Annotated in this window: 17 protein-coding genes; 9 read left to right on the plus strand and 8 right to left on the minus strand. The window is 71.3% G+C overall.

The features are described from left to right. Nucleotides 1–44 precede the first annotated feature (44 nt). On the minus strand, nt 45–341 hold the full coding sequence (locus ABZT14_RS16190) for a DUF2530 domain-containing protein (protein ID WP_356302395.1): 297 nt from the start codon (nt 339–341) through the stop codon (nt 45–47). Between the two features lie 227 nt (nt 342–568). Between ABZT14_RS16190 and ABZT14_RS16195 the strand changes: the two genes are divergently transcribed. Then, nucleotides 569–2,029, plus strand: a complete 1,461-nt coding sequence (locus ABZT14_RS16195) for an NCS2 family permease (protein WP_356302398.1) — start codon at nt 569–571, stop codon at nt 2,027–2,029. Between the two features lie 219 nt (nt 2,030–2,248). Here ABZT14_RS16195 and ABZT14_RS16200 read toward each other — a convergent pair whose 3' ends face one another. Next, the gene (locus tag ABZT14_RS16200; RefSeq protein WP_356302401.1) at nt 2,249–2,455 is read right to left on the minus strand and encodes a ribbon-helix-helix protein, CopG family; all 207 of its coding nucleotides are present in this window, start codon (nt 2,453–2,455) and stop codon (nt 2,249–2,251) included. 185 nt (nt 2,456–2,640) lie between these two features. Here ABZT14_RS16200 and ABZT14_RS16205 point away from each other — a divergent pair, with 185 nt between their 5' ends. From ABZT14_RS16205 to thpR, 3 genes are all read left to right on the plus strand, one after another. Then, complete coding sequence (locus ABZT14_RS16205; protein ID WP_356302404.1) at nt 2,641–3,099, plus strand: MarR family transcriptional regulator; 459 nt, start codon at nt 2,641–2,643, stop codon at nt 3,097–3,099. A gap of 26 nt (nt 3,100–3,125) precedes the next feature. Further along, nucleotides 3,126–4,472 (plus strand): MFS transporter, encoded by a 1,347-nt coding sequence (locus tag ABZT14_RS16210; protein ID WP_356302407.1) that lies wholly within the window; start codon nt 3,126–3,128, stop codon nt 4,470–4,472. 105 nt (nt 4,473–4,577) lie between these two features. After that, on the plus strand, nt 4,578–5,144 hold the full coding sequence (thpR, locus tag ABZT14_RS16215; RefSeq protein WP_356302410.1) for an RNA 2',3'-cyclic phosphodiesterase: 567 nt from the start codon (nt 4,578–4,580) through the stop codon (nt 5,142–5,144). 181 nt (nt 5,145–5,325) lie between these two features. Here the strand turns inward: thpR and ABZT14_RS16220 are convergent, their stop codons facing one another. The 3 genes from ABZT14_RS16220 to ABZT14_RS16230 form a co-directional block, all read right to left on the minus strand. Next, nucleotides 5,326–6,444 carry a hypothetical protein gene (locus tag ABZT14_RS16220; protein WP_356302412.1) on the minus strand — a complete coding sequence of 373 codons (1,119 nt, stop codon included), beginning with the start codon at nt 6,442–6,444 and terminating at the stop codon, nt 5,326–5,328. A 176-nt stretch (nt 6,445–6,620) separates the two neighbouring features. Beyond that, nucleotides 6,621–7,886: a threonine ammonia-lyase IlvA gene (ilvA, locus tag ABZT14_RS16225; protein ID WP_356302415.1), complete on the minus strand. Its 1,266-nt coding sequence runs from the start codon at nt 7,884–7,886 to the stop codon at nt 6,621–6,623. Between the two features lie 287 nt (nt 7,887–8,173). After that, nucleotides 8,174–8,665 (minus strand): hypothetical protein, encoded by a 492-nt coding sequence (locus ABZT14_RS16230; RefSeq protein ID WP_356302417.1) that lies wholly within the window; start codon nt 8,663–8,665, stop codon nt 8,174–8,176. A gap of 807 nt (nt 8,666–9,472) precedes the next feature. On the opposite strand from ABZT14_RS16230, the gene ABZT14_RS16235 reads away from it, so the two are divergent. Further along, entirely contained in the window at nt 9,473–9,766 is a 294-nt protein-coding gene (locus tag ABZT14_RS16235; RefSeq protein WP_356302420.1) for a LysR family transcriptional regulator, read from the plus strand. A gap of 111 nt (nt 9,767–9,877) precedes the next feature. Here the strand turns inward: ABZT14_RS16235 and fahA are convergent, their stop codons facing one another. Beyond that, complete coding sequence (gene fahA / locus ABZT14_RS16240; protein ID WP_356302423.1) at nt 9,878–11,101, minus strand: fumarylacetoacetase; 1,224 nt, start codon at nt 11,099–11,101, stop codon at nt 9,878–9,880. 333 nt (nt 11,102–11,434) lie between these two features. Here fahA and ABZT14_RS16245 point away from each other — a divergent pair, with 333 nt between their 5' ends. The 4 genes from ABZT14_RS16245 (at nt 11,435) to ABZT14_RS16260 (ending at nt 16,579) form a co-directional block, all read left to right on the plus strand. Continuing rightward, nucleotides 11,435–12,448 carry a polyprenyl synthetase family protein gene (locus tag ABZT14_RS16245; RefSeq protein ID WP_356302425.1) on the plus strand — a complete coding sequence of 338 codons (1,014 nt, stop codon included), beginning with the start codon at nt 11,435–11,437 and terminating at the stop codon, nt 12,446–12,448. 730 nt (nt 12,449–13,178) lie between these two features. Further along, complete coding sequence (locus tag ABZT14_RS16250; protein ID WP_356302428.1) at nt 13,179–14,471, plus strand: DUF2092 domain-containing protein; 1,293 nt, start codon at nt 13,179–13,181, stop codon at nt 14,469–14,471. Nucleotides 14,472–14,613: 142 nt separating this feature from the next. Beyond that, the gene (locus ABZT14_RS16255) at nt 14,614–15,678 is read left to right on the plus strand and encodes an ABC transporter ATP-binding protein (RefSeq protein WP_356302431.1); all 1,065 of its coding nucleotides are present in this window, start codon (nt 14,614–14,616) and stop codon (nt 15,676–15,678) included. After that, nucleotides 15,665–16,579, plus strand: coding sequence for an ABC transporter permease subunit (locus ABZT14_RS16260; RefSeq protein ID WP_356302434.1), 915 nt, complete (start codon nt 15,665–15,667; stop codon nt 16,577–16,579). The genes ABZT14_RS16255 and ABZT14_RS16260 overlap by 14 nt, the downstream gene beginning before the upstream one ends. Before the next feature lie 259 nt (nt 16,580–16,838). On the opposite strand, the gene ABZT14_RS16265 is transcribed toward ABZT14_RS16260, so the two are convergent. Next, a complete protein-coding gene (locus tag ABZT14_RS16265) occupies nt 16,839–17,630 on the minus strand; it encodes an SDR family oxidoreductase (RefSeq protein ID WP_356302437.1) in 792 nt (263 codons plus the stop codon). Then, complete coding sequence (gene tsrT / locus ABZT14_RS16270; protein ID WP_356302440.1) at nt 17,627–19,366, minus strand: tryptophan 2-C-methyltransferase; 1,740 nt, start codon at nt 19,364–19,366, stop codon at nt 17,627–17,629. The genes ABZT14_RS16265 and tsrT overlap by 4 nt, the downstream gene beginning before the upstream one ends. Nucleotides 19,367–19,373 lie beyond the last annotated feature (7 nt).

Genomic DNA, 19,373 nt, shown 5'->3' on the forward strand with positions numbered 1-19,373 from the left:
CCTCGGGGTCGAGGCTCCTGGAGGTCGCGGGAGTTCCCGGGGCTCTACGGGGTGGTGTCCTCGGGGGCGGGCCCCGAGGCGGCGGCCTCCGCCTCGCGCTGTAGGGCGGCCTCCCGGCGCCAGACGTACCAGAGCCCGGGGAGCCCCAGGACGCCGCCGGCCGCGCAGGTCCACAGCCACCAGGTGTGGCCGTTGTCCCGGAACCAGCCGTAGAAGGGGAGTTGGACCAGCAGCAGACCGAGCCAGATCGCGACACCGACCAGGACCGTACCGACGACGTTGCCCTCCAGGGGCTCGGGTGCCTCCCGCTCGCCGCTCGTCCACTTGCTGAACAGGCCCATGCCCCTCGCTCCCTCCCGTGACCGGCGGGCTCGCCGGGCGTGCCCAGCGTACTGCCGGGCCCACGGCCGGGCCCGCGCCCGCCCCCGGGGACGGCCCGCGCCACGAAGCCCGCGCTCGGACACACCCGGAGATTTACCGCGACACCCCCGCTCGTCCATACTGCGACGGTTGCCCAGCAGCGCCCCAGTGTCGTCGGCGCGGCCCCAGCCAGTCACCGAGGTTCCGCATGTCCGCCACACCTCCCGCCCCCTCGTCCCCACCCACCAAGTCCGGCCCCGGAGCGGAGGCGCTCGACCGCTTCTTCCACCTGTCGGAGCGCGGCTCCTCGGTCAGCCAGGAGATACGGGGAGGGCTGGCCACCTTCTTCTCGATGGCCTACATCATCGTGCTCAACCCGATCATCCTCAGCGCCGGCCAGGACAAGTTCGGCCAGCAGCTGGAGATGGACCAACTGGTCACCGCCACCGCGCTGATGGCGGGACTGTCCACCCTGCTGATGGGGGTGATCGGCAACGTACCCATCGCCATCGCCGCCGGCCTGGGCATCAACGCGGTGGTCTCCCTCCAGCTCGCCCCCAGGATGAGCTGGCCGGACGCCATGGGCATGGTGGTGCTGGCCGGACTCGCCCTGCTGATCCTGGTCGCCTCCGGCCTGCGGGAACGGGTGATGGACGCCATCCCCGGCAGCCTGCGCCGGGCCATCGCCATCGGCATCGGCCTGTTCATCACCCTCATCGGGCTGGTGGACGCCGGCTTCGTCACCCGTAACCCGGACTCCGCGCACACCACGGTGCCGCTGTCCCTCGGGGCGGGCGGGCAGCTCCAGGGCTGGCCGGTGCTGATCTTCGTGCTCGGTATGGCCACCACCTTCGTCCTGCTGGTACGGAAGGTGAAGGGCGCCATCCTGCTGTCCATCGCGGCGATGACCGTACTGGCCATGACCATCCACGCCCTGGCGAACGTCCCCGAGCGGGACTGGGGACTGACCGTGCCCAAGCCGCCGGCCGACGCCCTGGGGGCGCCGGACTTCGGCCTGCTGGGGGAGGTGTCGCTGTTCGGCGGCTTCCACGAGGTCGGGGTGCTCACCGGCTGCCTGTTCGTCTTCACCGTGCTGCTGTCCGGCTTCTTCGACGCGATGGGCTCCATCATCGGCGTCGGCGAGGAGGCCGGACTGGTCAACGAGAAGGGCCAACTGCCCGGCATGGGGCGGATCCTGATGGTGGACGCGGTGGCGGTCGCCGGCGGCGGGGCCGCCTCCTGCTCGGCCAACACCTGTTTCGTGGAGTCCACGGCGGGCGTCGGCGAGGGGGCCCGCACCGGACTGGCCAACCTGGTCACCGGCGGGCTGTTCCTGCTGGCCCTGGTCTTCACCCCGTGGGCGACCGTGGTCCCCTCCCAGGCGGCCACCCCGGCCCTGGTCGCCGTGGGCTTCCTGATCATGGCGGCCAACGTGCGGGACATCGAGTGGTCCGACCCCACCCTGGCGATCCCGGCCTTCCTCACCATGATCGGCATGGCCTTCACCTACAGCATCACCAACGGCATCGGCCTGGGGGTGCTCGCCTTCATCCTGCTGCGCGCGGCCACCGGCAGGCTGCGGGAGGTGCCCTGGCTGATGAACGCGGTGGGGGTCAGCTTCCTGGTCTACTTCCTGCTGCATCCCATCGAGCAGGCCCTCGGGGTGTAGCCGGGCGGCCGGCCCGGAGGGGCTGGCCACGGGCCCAGCGCCGTACGACCTCCGGCCGGGCCGGCGTACGAGGGGCGTGCGCCGCCTGGCGCGAGCCGGCCCCCGGGCGGGCCCGGACGTACCGGAGCCGGGGTCGGTGGCCCGGCTCGTGGCGCGGCCTGCGTCGCCGGACGCGTCCGGTCGCCGTGCCGGTCACGCCGCCGGGGCGCGCCCGTACGGTCAGTGGCCGTGGTCGCCGGGGGAGCAGGGGCCGCCGTAGAAGGCGTCGACGCGTTCCACCGAGGCGCGGAACCGTTCGTCGAAGTCGTCCCGGTGGAGTGCGCGGATCACGTAGTCCTGCACCGTCATCCCACGTTTCGCGGCGTGCTCCTGGAGGCGGTCCAGCAGCTCGCTGTCTATGCGGAGGCTGAGCACTGAGGAGGTCATGCCCCTCACCGTCGCCGGCGGCGCGGGCCCGGTGCCGGGGGATCGCCTGGAGGCTCACCCTTATGTGTGAACCCTCGGTCAACTCCCGCCCCGAGGGCTCACCGGTCCGGTCGTCCCGTGGGGTGGGCGGGCTCACTTTTGCCAGGACTTTTCCTTAGGTCAAGTAATGAGTTACCCTAACGACCATGTCGGAGATCCTCCCCACCCAAGACGCGACAGCGATCAACGCCCTCAGGTCCGGCGTGATGCGACTGTCCCGCCGCATCCGACACCAACGCGTCGACGAGTCCCTCAGCCCCAGTGAGATGTCCGTGCTGGGCACCCTCACCCTCTGCGGATCGGCCACCCCCAGCGAACTGGCCCGACGGGAGCACGTACAGCCCCCGTCCATGACCCGGCTGGTGGCGATGTTGGAGGAGAAGGGCCTGGTGCGGCTGGAGCCGCACCCCGACGACCGCCGACAGAAGCGCGTCAGCACCACCGAGCGCGCCGAGGACATGCTGGCCGCCGCTCGCACCAAACGGAACGCCTGGTTGACCGAGCTGACGACCCAACTCGACGAGGACGAGTGGGCCACCCTTCGAGCCGCCGCACCGGTCCTGGAGAAGCTCGCCCGCCTGGAGGGTCCCCGACAGCCCCGATAACCACCCGCCAAGGAGGCGAAAACCCATTGAGTACGGGCCACGGAGCAGCTTCCGCACCCGCACCAGCCACCCCCGAGTCCGCGAAGACCTCGATGTTCAGCTCGCTGAGGATCCGTAACTACCGGCTCTTCGCCATGGGACAGGTGGTCTCGAACACCGGCACCTGGATGCAGCGCATCGCCCAGGACTGGCTGGTCCTCAGCCTCACCGGCTCCGCCACCGCCGTCGGTGTCACCACCGCCCTGCAGTTCCTGCCGATGCTGCTGTTCGGCCTGTACGGAGGCGTGCTGGCCGACCGCTGCAACAAGCGCCGACTGCTGCTGGCCACCCAGGCGTCCATGGCGCTGACCGGACTGGTGCTGGCCGCCCTGACCCTCAGCGGCCAGGTCCACGTCCTCCACGTCTACGCGCTGGCCTTCGTGCTCGGCATGATCACCGTGGTCGACAACCCCACCCGGCAGACCTTCGTCTCCGAGATGGTGGGCCCCGACCAGCTGCGCAACGCCGTCTCCCTCAACTCCGCGAACTTCCAGAGCGCCCGGCTGATCGGCCCGGCCATCGCCGGTGTGCTGATCACCGCCGTGGGCAGCGGCTGGGCGTTCCTGCTCAACGGACTGTCCTTCGCCGCTCCGCTCGCGGGGCTGCTGATGATCCGCACCGGGGAACTGCACCCGGCCGAGCGCGCGCCCCGCGCCAAGGGCCAGCTACGCGAGGGCCTGCGCTACGTCGGCAACCACCCCGAACTGGTGTGGCCGATCGTGCTGGTCGGCTTCATCGGCACCTTCGGTTTCAACTTCCCGATCTGGCTCAGCGCCTTCACCGACCGGGTCTTCCAGGAAGGTGCCGGCACCTACGGCCTGCTCAACTCCCTGATGGCCGCCGGTTCGGTGGCCGGGGCGCTGCTGGCCGCCCGCCGCAGCCACACCCGGCTGCGGCTGATGGTCGGCGCCGCCGGACTGTTCGGGCTGCTGGAGATCGTCGCCGCCGTCAGTCCCTCGTTCTGGCTGTTCGCCGCCCTGCTGGTCCCCATCGGGGCGGTCGGCCTCACCTTCAACGTGACCGCCAACTCCACCGTCCAGCTGGCCAGCGACCCCGCCATGCGGGGCCGGGTGATGAGCCTGTTCATGATGGTGTTCGTCGGCGGTACGCCCATCGGCGGGCCGCTCATGGGCTGGATCACCGACACCTTCGGGGCCCGCGTCGGCTTCCTGTCCGGCGGGGTGATCGCGGCCGTCTCGGCACTGCTGGTCGGACTGATCCTGGCCCGCGCCAGTGGACTGCGGCTCAACGTCGACCTGAGGCGGGGCCGGCGCCAGCTGGCCTTCGTACCGCGCGAACCCGCCGACCGGAAACGGCTGACCACCACGGCCTGACCCCCGCCGCGTCCTGGCCCCGCCGTCGGACCATGGCTGGACCGCCGTCGGACCGCCGACCCGGGACCGGGCGGTCACCGGGGGGCGGCGAGGGACACTGGAGGTATGCGCCTCTTCGTCGCCCTGCTGCCGCCCGCCTCCGTGACCGCCGAGCTGGGCCGGGAGGTGGAGCGGCTGCGCCCCCTGGTGGAGGCCGAACGGCTGCGCTGGACCGACCCCGCCGGCTGGCACATCACCCTGGCCTTCCTGGGCGAACTGGAGCCGGCCCGACTCCCGGGCCTGGGCCGGCGGCTGGAACGCGCGGCCCGAAGACACCCGCCCCTGCGGCTGAGGCTGCGGGGCGGTGGACGGTTCGGGGACCGCGCCCTGTGGACCGGGGTGGACGGTGACCGCCGACCGCTGAGCCTGCTGGCCGCCTCGGTGGCGGCCGGTTCCCACCGGGCCGGTGCCGAGGTCACCCGGGGCGGGGCCTTCCGGGCCCACCTCACCCTGGCCCGCGCCCAGGGGAAGGGCGCCGAACTGGGGCCGGCGGTGGCCGCGTTGGCCCACTTCACCGGGGCCGAGTGGACGGCGGGGGAGGTCAGCCTGGTGCGCAGCCATCTGCCGGCGGGCGGGGTTCCGGGCGCCCGACCGCGTTACGAGCCGTTGGACTCCTGGGCGCTGACCGGCTGACCCGCCGCCTGCCGGACGGCCGGCCGGGCCGGCCGGCTACCTTGGAGCCGTGGACCCCAAGACGCGTATCCGCGTAGTACGAGCGACCCTGGCCCTGCTGTTGGTGGTGGTCGTGGTGGCCGCCCTGGTGGGCGGCTGAGCGTTGCCGGTGCCTCCCGGTCACCCGGGAGGCACCGGGGGGTCACCCGTAGCGCTCGACCCTGGCCAGGGCCGGGGGAGAGGTGGAGTAGCGGGAGTCGGAGCCGACCGACCAGATCTGGTCGGTGCCCGGTACGGCCGCCAGGTGCCGCATCATCGGGGTCTGGGTGCCGGCGTCCGGGCCCCGTTCGCTGACCCAGTCGTCGCCGTCGCGGCGGAGGTAGTGGGTGCGGTGGCCGTCCCAGAAGTCCCAGCCGACGACCAGGTCCGGCCGGTGGTCGGCGTCGCCGATCATCGCGTACAGGCCGCCGACCCGGAAGGGCAGCCCCTCGGTGAGGTCGGTCCACCCGGTGCCGTCCCAGTGGGAGAACACCGCGCTGGTCGGCTTGTCCGGTGGGCCGCCGACGCCGAAGGAGGCGCCTACCACCCACACGTCGTCCGGTGCGGGGGCCAGCAGGTCGCCGATGCCCTGGCGGATGCCCTCCGGCTGGGGGAGCACCGTCCAACTCCCCTGGTCCCAGCGGGCGATGACGTCACCGGAGACCCACACCGCGCCGGCCGGCCCCACCCGTACCTGGTACGGGGTGCCGCTGTCCTCGGGCAGGGGGTCCAGCCACTCGAAGGTCCCGTCCGTGCCGCGCAGCAGCGCGTACCGCCCGTCCCGCTCGCCGGACGCCCACACCGTCCCGTCGTCCGCCACGGCCAGGCCGATCAGCCGGGTGCCCGCACGGGTGGAGTCGGGGAACGCGGTCTCCCGCCAGCTGTCCCCCTCCCAGCGCAGCAGGTGGCTGGACTCGCCCTCGCCGCCCAGTGCCCAGGCCGACTCGGGGGAGGAGGCGGCCAGTTGGGTCAGCGGCCCCTCGAAGTCCAGGTGCCCCAGGTCGAGTTCCGTCCACTGGTCGCCGTCCCAGCGCAGTGCCAGCGGGGTGCCCGGGGTGGTGCCGTTCCGGCCCGACTCGCCCACGGCCCAGGCCAGTTCGGTGGAGACGGCCGCCACCCGGGTCAGCCGACTGGCCGGCTGCCCGGTCGGTACGGTCACCTGCCCCCAGCCGGCCGCCTCCCGGGCGCCGGGCGCGGCCACCGCCGTACCGGTGCCCAGCCCCCAGCCCACGGTGGCGGCGGCGACCCCGGTCACGCCGGTCAGGAATCTTCGTCTACGCATGGCGCTCATCCCCTCCTCGAACGGTGAGCCCACATCGTCGACCCCTGAGGGGCACCGGGCAATGGCGGGGAGTGAGCGGGTGCCGGCCGGTCCCTGTCACCGGGGTCGGCCCGTCGTCCGGTCGCCCGTCGTGTCCCGCCGTCCCCCGGTGTGGTGCGTGCCCGGGTACGGGCGGGTCAGAGCAGGAAGCGGAACAGGGGGGAGTCGGGGCGCACCTGCTCGATGGACAGCGGGCTGGCCGCCATCCGCGTCCGCAGCCCGGCCAGGTCCTCGGGGCGGTCCAGGTCGATGCCCACCAGGGCGGGGCCGGTCTCGCGGTTGTTCTTCTTGACGTACTCGAAGACCACCACGTCCTCGCCCTCGCCCAGCACCTCGTCCAGGAAGTGCCGCAGCGCGCCGGGCTGTTGGGGGAAGGTGACCAGGAAGTAGTGACGCAGCCCGACGTGGAGCAGGGAGCGTTCCACCACCTCCGCGTACCGGCTGACGTCGTTGTTGCCGCCGGAGGTCACGCACACCACCGGGCCGGGGCTGTCCGGCACCGCCCAGCGGGCCGCCGCGCTGGCCAGGGCGCCGGCCGGCTCGGCGATGACGCCGTCGGTCTGGTAGAGGTCCAGCATCTCGGTGCACACCGCGCCCTCGTCCACCGGCACGATGTCGTCGACCAGGTCCCGCACCAGGGGGTAGGTCGCCGAGCCGACCCGGCCGACGGCCGCCCCGTCCACGAAGGAGTCCAGCTCCGGCAGCCGTACCGGGCCGCCCTTGTCCAGCGCGGCCCGCATACTCGCCGCCCCGGCCGGCTCGGCGCCCACGATCCGGGTACCGGGGGAGTGCTCGCGCAGCCAGAGGGCGATGCCGCTGATCAGCCCGCCGCCACCGACCGGCACGATCACGGTGCCGGGGGGTTCCGGGGACTGCTGGAGCAGTTCCCGGCCGACGGTGCCCTGGCCGGCGATGGTGCGGGGGTCGTCGAAGGGGTGGGCGTGGACCGCGCCGGTCAGCCGCTCCTCTTCCCGGGCCGCCGCGCTGGCCTCGTCGTAGCTGGAGCCGGTGACCACCAGTTCCACCGCGTCGCCGCCCAGGGCGCGGATGCGTTCCCGCTTCTGCCGGGGGGTGGGGTTGGGCACGAACACCCGTCCCCGTATGCCGAGTTGGCGGCAGGCGAAGGCGACTCCCTGGCCGTGGTTGCCGGCGCTGGCGCACACCACGCCCCGGGCGCGCTCCTCGGGGGTGAGGGAGGAGATCAGGTGGTAGGCGCCGCGCACCTTGTAGGAGCGGCACAGCTGGGCGTCCTCCCGCTTCAGCGACACCGGCCGGCCGAGCAGTTCGGTCAGCCGCGCGTTCGGCTCCAGCGGGGTACGGCGTACGACGGGCTCCAGCACCCGGGCGGCCCGCTCGACACGGGAACTGGTCAACGGTGCTGGCTGGGGGGCGGTTCGGGTCATCGCGCTTCCCTGGGTGCCGGGGTCGTGAGTGCCCGGGCCGTACCACGGGGCCGGCCCGGCGAGGCAGCAGCATCGCACGGGGGCCACCGGGGAGGTCGCCAGTGGTCACCTGTCGGGACGGGTGCTCGGCGAGGGCTCGCGTGACCCGATCGTTACGCCGGGGGAGCGCCGCGGGGGAGGGGCGTACGACGGAGGAGGGGCACCCCCGGCAGTGGGGGTGCCCCTCCTCGTCGACGGGTGCGGGACCGGGCGCCCTCCCGCGTGGGGCGGGCCCGGTCCCGGTCGCGTCAGGGTGCCTTGGTGGGCAGGTCCGACAGGTCGGGCATCTCCCCGGGGTCGCCCTTCAGCCGCTGGAAGGTCTCGTCGCCACCGCCGTCCCAGGCGATGGTCAGGGTCTTGCCGTCGGCGTTCTTCACGGTGCCCTTGGCGCGGTCGGTGCCGCCCTTGGCGCACTTCATGTCGACCTGGGAGCTGGCCTTGAGCACCTCACCGGTGCAGGTCTCGCCCTCGTAGGTGACGCTGATCTTGCCCTTGTACACGGACAGACCCACGCTCTTCTCGCCCGCCGTGGTGTACCAGATGCCCTCCATGCCCTTGGCGGTCGTCTCGTCCAGCGGGTCGTCCGCGCCGCCCTTGTCCTGGCTCTCGCTCTGACTGGGCTTCGGCTCGGCCTTGTCTCCGCCGTCGTCGTCGCTGCCGCCGCATCCGGTGAGGCTCAACGCGAATACCGTCGCCACGGCCACGGCCCCCGTCATCCGCGCGGTCTTGCGCATGGTCATGTCCCTTCGCTGGGTGGGTTTCGAGTCAAGCTAGCAGTTGGCTGGGACAGCCGAGGGCCGGCCGCTGTCCGGCCCCGGCCGGGCCGCCGGAGCCCGGTACGTGGCCGGTCGAGAGTGACAGGTGTGGGTTGGTGAGGTGTGGGAAGGCGCTGGGGAAGTATCGGGATGTCGGAGGGATTCGCATGGTTCGACAATGCGGCGGTGGTGGTCCCGGGCCGGACTGGTTGACGGGTAAAGCGATTCCGTGAACTTTGTACGGCGTGTTTCACGGAGGTGTCGCGGTACGTACCTTTCCCCTTGTCGGGTGTCGGGACGTTGAATTCTTGGGCCGTGTTTTCCGGTCGGGAGTTCCACCGCGATGAAGTGTTGTCGAAATTGCTGGCCGTAATCACCGACTTTCGGCGCGCGTTCAACGCGTGGTTGAATTACGGGGATGTCGTTTTCGTCTCAACCGTCCCCAACCGCCGGTGGTTGGCCCAATGTAAGACGGCATCCGACAGGTAAGCGCATTCCCTCAGGGTGTGCGACGGACCCCGAGACGTGGCCCGTCGCCGCTCGTCGAGGAACTTCGGCCCCCAGGCCGGGTGTTCGGAAACTCCGAAGACCTATTCACGGCCGTTGCCGCGGGGGGTTCGGAGGGGCTGAACCCTCAGATCTGGCTCAAATGGAGATCTGAGGTGTGGCGGTGAAGGGTGGGAACGTGATACCCACGAATGGCAAAATCCTCCCGGGGCGCCTGACCATCGCCCCGGGAGTAAAGGCTAAATGACGGAATTCACGGTCTTGTCGCTCCAAAGGGGGAGCCTCGTGAATGATCGAATGTTGAGGGCGTTCGTCACCTGCGCACGGACGGGAAGCCTGACGAGGACCGCGCGAGAGCTGGGGTACTCCCCGGCCAGCATCAGTGAACAGATCCGCCAACTGGAGCGGCTGACGCACAAGTCGCTGTTCCACCGCTCCCACGAGGGCATGATGCTCACCGCCGCCGGCGAGGACATGGTCCGGGTGGCGAGCGAGATCCTGCGTCTCATCGACGAGTTGAAGCACCGTGGCCCGCTGGAGGAGCTGCGCCGCCGGCCGGAGCCGGTGCGCGTCGCCTGAGGCGGCACACCCCGACGCGGTGACCGTCTACGGGGGCCGAGGCCGAGCCTCGGCCCCCGTAGACGGTTCGTGAGGCGTCCCACCCCGACCCGGGACGCGTTCACCGGGACCTCAGGACCCCGACGCCCCGTCCTGACGGGCGGCCTCCACCCGGCCGGTCACCTCGCCCAGCCCGACACGTGAACCGTCCGGCCCCGGGGCCCAGGCGGTGAGGGTCACCTCGTCGCCGTCCTGGAGGAACGCCCGCTCGCCGTCGGGCAGTTGGACCGGGTTCTGACCGGACCAGGTCAGCTCCAGCAGGCAGCCGCGCTGGTGCTCCCCGGGCCCGGACACCGTGCCGGAGGCGAACAGGTCCCCGGTACGCAGCGAGGCCCCGTTGACCGTCATGTGCGCCAACTGCTGCGCGGCCGTCCAGTACATGGCGGAGAACGGCGGCTCCGCGACCGGATGCCCGTTCAACGACACCGTGATCCGCAGGTCCAGCCCGGCCGGCTCCCGGTCGGCGTCGTCCAGGTACGGCAGCAGCGGATGGCTGCGCTCCGGCGGGCGGACCCGGGCGGCGTCCAGCGCCTCCAGCGGGGTGACCCAGGCGGACACCGAGGTCGCGAAGGACTTGCCGAGGAACGGCCCCAACGGCACGTACTCCCACGCCTGGAGGTCCCGCGCGGACCAGTCGTTGAGCAGGCACACCCCGAACACGTGGTCACGGAACGCGTCCTGGTCCACCGGCTCCCCCAGCGCCGAGGGCGCGCCCACCACGAACCCGACCTCGGCCTCGATGTCCAGCCGCACCGACGGCCCGAACAGCGGCGCCGGCTCGGTCGGCGGCTTGCGCTGCCCGACCGGGCGCCGCACCGGCGTACCGGACACCACCACGGTGCCCGCCCGGCCGTGGTAACCGATGGGCAGGTGCTTCCAGTTGGGGGTCAGCGGCTCACCGTCGGGGCGGAAGATACGGCCCACGTTGGTGGCGTGGTGTTCGCTGGCGTAGAAGTCGACGTAGTCCGCCACCTCGAACGGCAGGTGCAGGGTGACCTGGTCCAGCGGCAGCAGGTGGCCGGCCGCCCGGCCGTCCGTGAGCACCTGCCGCACGGCGGCCCGTACCTCGCTCCAGACCGTCCGGCCCGCCGCCATCAGCGGGTTGAGGGTGGGCGCCGAGAGCGTGCGCGGGTGCAGGTCCACCGCCGAGGCCACGTCCAGCACCTGGTCGCCGTACCGCACGCCCAGCCGACGCCGGTCCGGGGCGTCGGCGGTGGAGAAGACGCCGTAGGGAAGGTTGCCCAGGCCGAAGAGGTGGTCGTCGGGCAGGTCCAGGGGGCCCTGGCTGTCGGCCATGTCGGATGCCTCGCCTTCGAGAGTGCGTGCGCCGGATCGGGTCGCCCCACAGGCTACGTGCGCCCCCGGTCGGCGGTCACCGGTGCCCGATGTCCGTATAACGGATGCCCCACGAAGGGCAGTTGACACCCGACCGCCCCACCCGACCACCCCGCCCCACGGGCACCCTGCGACCCGCTTACCCCATCCGGCGCACCGGCCGGCTGTCCCGGGTACGCGCCCATGATGATCGAACACGAACCGGATACGCTGCCCTGAGGAAGCGGGTGGTGGTGGACGGACCACCCGGAACGCCCTGTATCCACCGACCGTGTGTGCAGACGGGAGACCCCAGTGACCCTCCACGGGCCCTTTGGGCTGAGCGTGCGCGACCAGGCCCTGGAAGCCCACATCCGGGCCGGACTGACCGGAGTGGAAGAGGGACTTCTGGAGGCCACCAAGAGCGAGGTGCCCTTCATCACCGAGGCCGCCCAGCACCTGGTACGGGCCGGCGGCAAGAGGTTCCGCCCCCTGCTGGTGATGCTGGCCGCCCGGTTCGGCGCCGAACCGCAGTCCCGCGACGTGATCTCGGCGGCCGTGGTGGTGGAGCTGACCCACCTGGCCACCCTCTACCACGACGACGTGATGGACGAGGCCGAGGTACGCCGGGGCGTCCCCAGCGCCAACGCCCACTGGGACAACTCGGTGGCCGTCCTCACCGGCGACTTCCTGTTCGCCCGCGCCTCCCACCTGCTGGCCGACCTCGGCCCGGAGGCGGTACGGGTCCAGGCCAAGGCCTTCGAACGGCTGGTGACCGGTCAGATCCTGGAGACCGCCGGCCCCGCCGAGGGCGAGGCCCCGGTGGACCACTACCTCCAGGTACTGGCCGGCAAGACCGGCTCCCTGGTCGCCGTCGCCTGCCACCTGGGCGCCCGGATGGCCGGCGCCGACGAGGAGGCCACCGCGGTCCTGACCGAGTACGGCGAACGGATCGGCACCGCCTTCCAACTGGCCGACGACGTACTGGACATCGCCAGCGACAGCGAGGACTCCGGCAAGACCCCCGGCACCGACCTGCGCGAGGGCGTCCCCACCCTGCCGGTGCTCCACCTGCGGGCCCAGGCCGCCGCCGGCGGCTCCCCTGAGGACCAGGCCCTGGTACGCCTGCTGGAGAGCGACCTGCGCGACGACGCCCGGCACGCCGAGGCCCTCGCTGGACTCCGCGCCCACCCCGCCCTGGCCCTGGCCCGCCAGGACACCGCGCGCTGCGCCCACTCCGCGCGGGAACTGCTCACCCGCCTCCCCGAAGGCCCGGCCCGTACCGCGCTGCACGACCTGTGCGACGCGGTGGTGCACCGCGTCGGCTGACCGGATCGGCTATCGGAGACGAGACCCGGGGGCCAGCCTCCGGGGCGTCCCCGTCAGCTCGTCGGCAGCGCCCGTTCGACGCCCTTGCGGCGTCTTTTCGGCACCTTTCCGGCGTTTTCTCGGCGCTTCCCGGTGCCTTTCGGCCGCGACCACGACCGCCGCTCCCGGACGGGAGCGGCGGTTCGCGTGTCCGGTGCGGTGGCGGTCGGGGCGGGCTGACGTTCCTGGGGGCGGTGCCCCGACCTCGCCCCGGACGCGGGACCCCCATGGGTGGGCGGCCCCGTACCGGCCCGGTGGCCCGGTACGGAGTCGCGTCGGGACCTCCCCTGTCGCGGCGCCGGCCGGAACGTACGCCCCGGCCACCTCCGTTCACCCCGGGCGCCCCAGCCGGTACGGCCCGGGGAACCCCGGGCGGTGCCGCGTCCGTTACCGGAGTGGTCACCCTAGGGGCGGACCCCGCCCCGAGATGGGGGTTCGTCCTCCCAGGGGCGTACACGAGGTTGATCCCGGCGGCTGACGCCCCCGGCCGCGGACTCTGGTGACATGGAAGGCGTAAGTCAGGCAGTCACACCGCTGGACTTGCCGCACTCCCACTCCGGGCCCTGCCGGGCCACAATGACGGGGTGGGGTTCACCGCCGGGCGCAGGGGGTGGGTGGACACGTGCGAGAGCCACGGCTCCACACGACAACCACGAGCACGCAGCCGCCGACCACGGAGGTAGGCAACGAGATGGCAAGGACCCACGGCAACGAATCCGACCAGGCGGGCCAGGGGGAGGTCGGCGAGACCGCCTCGCGCCCGGTGAGAGGCTCGGTCCGCTACGGCGTACCCGCGGCGGTGGCCGGTCTGGCCGCCCTCACTCTCGGCCTGGGCCCCGCGCTCGCCGACAGCGGCGACCCCGACCTGCCCAAGATCAGCACCGAGAAGCTGTTGGCCAAGCTGGCCAAGTCCGACGTACGCAGCATGTCCGGCACCGTGAAGATCGACACCGACCTGGGCCTGCCCCAGCTGCCGGGCGGCCAGCGCGGCGGCGGCGCCTTCGGCGGGGACCAGGGCTCCGGTGAGGACGGCGAGGGCTCCAAGGGCTCCCAGGCCGACCCCCGGAAGAAGCTGATGGAACTCGCCTCCGGCAGCCATGTGCTGCGGGTGGCGGTGGACGGACCCGAACGGCACCGGGTCTCGGTGGTCGAGGAGACCGCCGAGTACAGCGCCATCCACAACGGCGACGAGCTGTGGACCTACGACAGCGCCAGCAACTCCGCGTACCACGTCGAACTCCCCGAGGGCCACGGCGAGAAGAAGGGCGGGGACCGGTCCGGTACCCCCCGGGGCCTGGAGCAGCTCACCCCGCAGGAGGCGGCCAAGCGCGCCCTCGCAGCGGTGGACGACACCACCTCGGTCAGCGTGGACGGCACCTCCCGGGTCGCCGGACGGGACGCCTACCAACTGCTGATCAAGCCCAAGGAGTCCGGCGACAGCACCATCGGCGCGGTACGGATCGCGGTGGACGCCCAGAAGGGCGTACCCCTCCAGTTCAGCGTCGCCCCGCGCGGCGGAGGCAAGGACATCGTCAAGGCCGGCTACACCAAGGTCGACTTCGGCAAGCCGGCCAAGAGCACCTTCGACTTCTCCCCGCCCAAGGGCACCAAGGTGACCGAGGGCAAGGTGCCCGGCGAACTCGCCGAGAAGCACCAGAAGAAGAAGGAACCCCAGCGGGACCTGGACCCCTCCGGGCTGAACCTCCTGGGCCAGGGCTGGGACACCGTGGTGGAGCTGAAGGGCCCCAAGGGCGCCCTCCAGGGGCTGGGCTCCTCCCCGGGCCGTGACGCCGGCGAGGGCCGGGCCGGACAGGCGGAGAAGTTCCTCGACAGCCTCACCGACAAGGCCAAGGGCGAGTTCGGCGAGGGCCGGGTCGTGGGCACCCGGGTGGTCAACGTCCTGATCACCGACAAGGGCAAGGTCTACGCCGGCACCGTCACCAAGGAGGGACTGGTCAAGGCGGCCAACAAGGCCGCACGGTAAGCGAGTCGGCCGCCCCGCCCGCCCTTCCCACCAGCCACCGGGAGGGTGGGCGGGGCGCCGCCCGTAGACCGCCCGAGTATCTTCCCCCCACCGCCCGGTACCTCCCGCCCACCGCCCAACCACCCCGGGGACGCACCCACTCATGAACGGCACAGCAGGCCCTCCCACCGGCGACCCCGCCCCACCGGCCGCGCGGCCGACCACCGACACGGCGCCCACGGCCACGGAACCCACCGCCACGGCGCCCTCCGGCACCGCGTCGGACACAGTGGTGCAGACCTCTGACCTCACCAAGCGTTTCCCCGGCGGCCACACCGCCGTGGACTCCCTGGACCTGAGGGTGCCGCGCGGCAGCGTCTTCGGCTTCCTCGGCCCCAACGGCTCGGGCAAGACCACCACCATCCGCATGTTGCTCGGCCTGATCGCCCCCACCCGGGGCACCGTCCGGGTGCTGGGCCAGCCCATGCCCCGGTCCGCGAACCGGGTACTGCCCCGGGTGGGCGCCCTCATCGAGGGCCCCGCGCTGTACGGGCACCTGTCCGGCCGGGCCAACCTCGTACGGCTGGACACCGCCGACGCCACCGCCCCACCGGCCACCCGGTCCGCCCGGGTCGCCGAGGCCCTGGACCGGGTCGGCCTCACCGCCGCCGCCGACCGCAAGGCGCGTGCCTACTCCCTGGGCATGAAGCAGCGACTCGGTCTGGCCTCCGCCCTGCTGCGCCCACGGGAACTGCTGGTGCTGGACGAGCCGACCAACGGCCTCGACCCGCAGGGGATGCGCGAGATCCGCGCCCTGGTACGGGAGTTGTCCCGGGACGGCACCACCGTGTTCCTCTCCTCGCACCTGCTGGACGAGATCGAACAGCTCTGTGACCACGTCGCCGTGATGCACCAGGGGCGGCTGTTGACGCAGGGGCCGGTGAGCGCCCTGTCCGGCGGACTGCCGGTACGGCTGACGGTCACCACCCCGGACCCGGCCGAGGCCGCCCGGGTGCTGAAGGAGCACGGGGTGACCGACGTGACGACCGACCGGGACCGGGTCACCGGCGTCCCGCCCACGGACGCCGACCCCCCGACGGATCTGGCCGACCTCAACGCCGCACTGGTCCACCAGGGCGTGCGGGTACGGGCCTTCGGCGCCGAACGCACCTCCCTGGAGGACGCGTTCGTGGCCCTGACCGGGGAGGGCTTCGATGTCGCGGGCTGAACCGCGCGCCCAGGCGCACGCCGTGAACGCGACCGGCCCCAAGGGCGGCCCCCCGCCGGCCACCTGGTGGTGGACGTGGGGCCTGCTGCGCAGCGAACTGTCCCTGACCTTCCGCCGCTGGCGCACCCTCGCGCTGCTCGCCGTGCTGGCGGCGGTGCCGGTGCTGGTGGGGATCGCGGTCCGTATCGAGACCCGGGACGGCGGCACCGTCGGCGACGGAGGCGGGGAGGGGCCGCCCTTCATCACCCAGGTCAGCAACAACGGGGTGTTCCTGGTGTTCACCGCCCTGGCCGTGACCCTGCCGATCTTCCTGCCGATGGCCGTCGGGGTGGTCGCCGGGGACGCGCTGGCCGGCGAGGCGGCGGCCGGTACGCTGCGCTACCTGCTGGTCGCCCCCGCCGGCCGTACCCGACTGCTGCTGGTCAAGTGCCTCACCAGCCTGACGTTCAGCCTGGTGGCCACGGTGACCGTGGCGGTGTCGGCGCTGCTGACCGGGTTGGTGCTGTTCCCGGTGGGCGAGGTGACCCTGTTGTCCGGCACCACCGTGCCGTTCTCCGAGGGGCTGTGGAAGGCGCTGGTGATCGCCCTGGTGGTGGCCGGGTCCCTGGTGGGGTTCGTGGCGATCGCGCTGTTCGTCTCCTCGCTGACCGACAGCGGCATCGCGGCCATGGCGGCCACCGTGGGCCTGCTGGTGGCGGTGCAGATCGTGGACTCCATCCCCCAGCTCCACGCCGTGCACCCCTACCTCTTCCCGCACCACTGGCTGTCGTTCGGCGACGTGCTGCGGGAGCCGATCTACTGGGAGGAGATCTCCAAGAACCTCGGCCTCCAGGCTCTCTACCTCGCGGTGTTCGGCTCGGCGGCCTGGGCCCGGTTCACCTCCCGGGACGTCACCGCCTGACCGGGGACAGAAGACTGCTGAGGTTCTGGGGTCGGTCTGGCCCTGTCGAAGTGTTGGGGCCGGAGCTGTTGGGCTCTTGCGCTGTCCAGGGGGAGCGATCCTGGGGCGCCGACGACGGACGACGCCTGGGGCCGTCGGTCAACCCGTTTGGTGCGTCCAGGAGTTGTGGGTCGGTTCCGTCGCCCGGTGCCTGGTGGTGCCACTTCGTACGCGCCACCACCAGGCACCGGGCGCTCCCTCACCTCCGGGTGGCCGTACCTCAGGGCGCTTCGGCCATCGATGCCTTGTCCTTCCCCCCCGCCTCGGCCAGCAACGCGTCGAAGTTGTCCGTACCTACGTGCAGAAACCGCCCGGCCAGCGCGTCGAGTTCGCCGTGAGCTACCCGGACCAGCGCGGCTACGAAGCGTGCGGGATCTGTCCAATCCTCGCGACCTGCGCAGACGGCCATGCCCAGCGTCATGTCAGTGCGGACCATGCCGGGGCTGATGTCGAAGAGGTGAACCCCGTTCTCCCTGAGCGAGTCTGCTAGGACGGCGGACAAGGCCAGCACGGACGCTTTGGACGCGCTGTAGGCGGAGTAGCGGATGTCTCCTCTCACCGCGAAGATTGAACTCATATTGACGATCCGGCCCGACCGGCGCTGGATCATCTCGGACGCGACCGCCTGGCAGCCGTTGACGGTGCCACGCAGGTTGGTCTCGAAGACCTCCCACCAGTGCTCCTGGTCGGCTTCCCAGAAGGGGGCCTCCCCCCGGTCCACGAGTCCGGCGTTGTTCACCAGCAGGTCCACTGGGCCGAGTGCGGTACGCACCGCGTGAGCGGCTTCCCGAACCTCGAATGCCGACCGGACATCCGCGACTAGGACAGCGGTGGCCACTCCGTGCTCCGCGCACGAGCGGGCAGTCTCCTCCAGCCGCTCGCGGTTCCGCCCGACCAGTCCGAGGGCCATGCCCTGTTCCGCGAGCTCAACAGCGACCAGGCGCCCGATACCGCGTCCCGCGCCGGTGACCAACGCGACCTGCCCTCGCAGTGTCTGCTCCCTGGCGCTCACCTCGCGACTTCCGCAGCAAGCGTGCCGGGTGTCGTCGTGCCGTTCATGATGAGCTCGCGGTCGCGCCAGTGAGCCCAGAAAGCTCCGGTGTACCCCATCCTGTTGAGACTGGTGAGAAACGGGTTGTCGGCGTAGTTGTTGTCGTTCTCGCTGCTGCCGGAGATCGTTGGGAGCATCACTCGGTAGTACTCGGATTCCGGAATGTGGTCCCATAGGAAGTCGACGGACGCGCTCCAGATCCCGTTGGGGCTTCCCACGGTCCCCGGGGCCTCCGGGAGATCCGGTGAGAAGTAGCAGACCAGGCGGAAGTCACCCGCTTCGTCGAACATGAACTGTCTCTCGTACTCGATGGGGCTCTCGCACTTCTCCAGAGGCTTAAGGATGATCGGCCCAGTCGCGTTGTTGGACTGGAGTCCGGGAAGTGTGCGGATTCCGGCGCACCGCTGGGCCAAGGAGATCGCCAGGTCCATATAGGGGAAGAGGCGAAGCCCCAGGCTGAAGCCGGTGACCGTGGCGTCTAGCGCCATCATCCGGTCCACGCACTCGCGCATCGTCTCCTGGGTTTCCCCGGGCATTCCGAACAGGGCCTCGACCATCGTCAGCATCCCGTACTGGTGGCTCAGTCGTACCAGGCGTACGGTGTCGCTGAAGTCGTAGTACCGCGTTCCCTTGCCGGTCACCTTCCAGGCGTCGAGCATCTCGGGGCGTACGTGGTCCGCGCCGACATTTACCCCCTTGCAGCCGGCCATCGCCAGAAGTTCCGCGAACTCCTCGTCGAAGGGGGCCGGTTGACAGTAAACCCAGAGCTTGAGCTGGCGCAGTGGGCTGGACACGTCGCCGTCCCGGCGCTTGACGATTTCCCGCAACAGCTTCTTGCTGTGGGCGATCGAGAGGTTGAACTCGCTGTCCGTAGTGTGGAGGTCGTAAATTCCCTGGGCGGTCAGCGCCTCGATCTCATCCACCACCGCTTCCACGTCGCGGCGCGCGAACGAGGTGCCCTTGGCATCTGGCTCCACGCAGTGTGTGCACTTGTAGACGCAGCCGTTCTTGGTCAGGATGCTTCCCAGACCACCCAGGCGGTAGTAGCGGAGATTGTCGACCTTGTGGGGCACTCCCGAGCGCCGCGTATAGGCCTGCCTGGTCTCTGCCTGCCACGCTCGGCTTTCGTAGCGGCCGACGGCGCTGAAGGAGAGAGGCGTTGAAGTGGTGACCGCGCGCCCGCTGAGCACAGGTGGCGGCACCCTGGTCACGTGTCCGGGGCTGTGGTTGATGAGTAGGCCGGCGATGTTCTCTGGGGAGCTGCCGTCGTGGAGGGCCTGTGCCAGCTCACAGATGATCTTCTCTCCCGGTCCCTTCACGCCGAACTCGATGCCGAAGTAATCGACGAGCGCGAAAGGCATCGTGGAAAACCCCACCCCACCCGCAATGACAGGAGCCTGGGTCGAAGCACGAATCTCGTCGATCACCGCCTTGTACCCGTCGATGAAGGGGCGCTGTTCGTAGGCGTACACCGTGTCGGTGTTCCGGCATGTGACGCCGACGAGCAGTGGGCGCACGGAGTGCAGATACTCCTGGAGCACCTGCTTCCAGTCGTCCAGGTGGAAGGTCAGGTCCAGCACGTGCACCTCGAAACCTGCAGCTTCGAGCGCCGTGGTCAACACGTCCAGCGCGTACGGCGCGATGGGAGGGTATATCTGATTGGGGTTGACGAGGGTGACGATTCCTTGGGGCTCCATTGGTTTC

Source organism: Streptomyces sp. NPDC005438, from assembly GCF_040606315.1.
Lineage (GTDB): Bacteria > Actinomycetota > Actinomycetes > Streptomycetales > Streptomycetaceae > Streptomyces.